This window comes from Streptomyces prasinopilosus (genome assembly GCF_001419695.1).
GTDB lineage: Bacteria > Actinomycetota > Actinomycetes > Streptomycetales > Streptomycetaceae > Streptomyces > Streptomyces prasinopilosus.
In genome coordinates this window covers 1-2,637 of sequence record NZ_LIRG01000529.1, presented here as the reverse complement: position 1 = coordinate 2,637, position 2,637 = coordinate 1, and the positions used below count along the sequence as shown (strand labels likewise).

Here is a 2,637-nt window from a genome sequence, read left to right as displayed (position 1 = left end):
CCCGGCGCATGCCGTGCCGCCAGGCGAACATGGGCGCGGCCGTGATCAGCAGGGCGAACGTCGCCCAGACGACCATCGCCGGGTGCGCGTTCCCTTGGACGAAGCCGGCGGTGAGGGAGCCGCCGAAGACCAGGATGAAGTACCAGTGGTACCGGAAGGTGCCGAACCAGGTGTCCGGGCTGGCCGAGTCGCCCTTGGGCGTCACCACGAACCTGCTCTTGCGGCGCAGGACGGAGTCGATCAGCGCCTTCGCGTAGAGCGGCGCCGACAGCGCGGACATGACCATGCCGGCCACGCCGCCCGAGCCCTCCGGCTCGTGCGGGGAGACGTTGTGGCGGCGGTTCCAGACGTAGAGGCCGATCTGGAGCGCGGAGGCGTTGCCGTAGAGCATCAGCCAGACCGCGGGGTCGATGTTCACACCCGAGGCGCCCAGGCCCAGGAACAGCGCACAGCTCAGTGCGGCCAGGATCCAGTTGAGGGCCGACATCGGGTAGAAGATGATCATCATGGTGTAGTTGAAGAGCTTGCTCGGCGGCAGCGAGTACCAGCCCTTCCAGTACTGCTTGAGGATCGTCTCGTACGTCCCCCGCGACCAGCGCATCTGCTGGGTGAAGAAGTCCGTCCAAGCGTTGGGGCCCTCGCCGACCGCGAGCACGTCCGGGGTGTAGACCGAGCGCCACTTCCTCCCCGTCGCCGGGTTCTTGGTGCGGTGCATCTCGAAGCCGGTCGCCATGTCCTCGGTGATCGAGTCGTACAGGCCGCCGATCTGCTGGAGCGCCTTGATGCGCACGGCGTTGGACGTGCCGACGAACATGGGGGAGCCGTAGCGGTTGCCGGCCCGCTGGATCAGCGCGTGGAAGAGGAACTGCTGCGACTCGGCGGCCTTGGTGACGAAGTTGTCGTAGTTCCCGTAGACCTGCGGGCCGATGACGAAGCCGACGTCCGGGTCGCGGAAGAAGCCGAGCATCCGCTCCAGGTAGTTCGGCAGCGGGACGTGGTCGGTGTCCACCGAGGCGAAGTACTCGTAGTCGTCGCCGTGCGCGTCGAGCCAGGCGTTGTAGTTGCCGTGCTTGGTCCTGGCGCGGTGCGGGCCCTCGGCCCGGTTCCACTTCGCTACGCCCTTGCGGGAGAAGTGGTGCACCCCGAGGCGTGCGCAGACCTCTTTGACCTCGGGGTCGTCGCCCTCGTCGAGCAGCCAGACGTGCAGCGTGCCCCGGTGGCGGATCCTGACGGCCGCCTCCAGGGTCTTCGTCACCATCTCCAGCGGCTCCTTGCCGGGCACGAAGGAGGTGAGGAAGGCGACCCGGGTGCCGGTCTCGGGCACCACGGGGACCGGGTCGCGGGCGACCAGCGTGGCGTGCGCGTTGGACAGCACGTTCAGGCAGCGGAAGAGCTCGATCAGGCCGATCGAGACGAGCATGACGACGTCGAGGGCGGGCAGCCAGTCGAACGCCGGGTAGTCGCGCTCCGTCCAGTGCGCGGGCTGGAGCAGCCACACCAGCAGCACCACCGACAGCAGGGGGGCCGCGGCCAGCATCAGCGCGACGCGGACGCGGTGCGGTTCCTGCGAGATCAGCGAGCGGTACCGCACCGAGTACGGCTTGTTCGGATCGGGCTGGGTGAGGGGCCCCGCGAGCCGGCTGTAGTGCTCGTAGTCGTACCTCGGCAGGGTCTTCTTGATCCGGCGGAAGGCGCCCGTGTTCCCGGTCCGGTGCGCAGGCACCCTGAGCCGGGTGGTCCGGGACGGGTCGTCGTCCCTCCGGGCGCCCGACGGCGTCGACGTCATGAGTGTCATCCCCCCGTACACGGTCGTGCCGCGTGGTTCGTCGCTTCTTCCCGCCCGTGTCCGGTCCCCCTGAACCGGCCAGGGCGTGTCAATGGTGGATCGCTGTCACCACGGCACCCACACCATATAGACACGGTGCAGCGCTCCCTGCGGTTGCGCGACGCGTCCCCCGCGGCATCACCCGGAGGGCGGGACGCCCTGTCCCGCACCGTTCGCAACCGGTCTTCCGCCCCCCAACGGCCGCGCCTCCGCGGCATCGTGAAGGAACCAGGTTGGACGGGTTTCGTCATGATCGCAAGGTGTGAAATTTAGTGCTCATTGGTCATATGTTCCCATCGTGCTCCCTGAGGGGGACGCCTGGGGCTCGTGTTCCATACGGGGGACACGGAGGGGATGCTCAACGAGCGCGAGAGGATTTCCGGCCAAAAGCAACGGGCCCCTCGGTGACGAGGAGCCCGTGCTGTCGGTGCGCCGCCAGGGACTCGAACCCCGGACCCGCTGATTAAGAGTCAGCTGCTCTAACCAACTGAGCTAGCGGCGCTCGCTGACCCCGCCACTCTACCGGATCCCGCGGGGTACTCCCGACCACCGGCCGGGCGCGGGGTCCCGGATCCCGTCCGCCGCCGGTGACCGCGCCGGTGCGCTTACATCATTCGGACCGTCAGAGTGCGCTCTCCGTGGACGGTTGAGAAGCTCGCTTTTATGCACAGACGTGACTTATTTCACCGGACATGTGATCGGACGTGTGGCCGGAATTGTGAGGGGAGTCGCATGAAGCGCTCGGACCGTCCGGGCCCGCCGAACCGCTCGGACCGCCCGGACCGCTCGGGCCGCCCGGCCCGTCCGGACGG

General features: G+C 68.2%; 1 protein-coding gene and 1 tRNA gene. Both read right to left on the bottom strand.

Going from position 1 to position 2,637, the window contains the following annotated elements:
* The coding region (locus AOK18_RS21205; protein WP_055695382.1) for a glycosyltransferase family 2 protein at positions 1–1,786 on the bottom strand (1,786 nt) is incomplete at its 3' end.
* Positions 1,787–2,253: 467 nt separating this feature from the next.
* Positions 2,254–2,327: transfer RNA gene (locus tag AOK18_RS21200), tRNA-Lys, on the bottom strand.
* Positions 2,328–2,637: the final 310 nt, after the last annotated feature.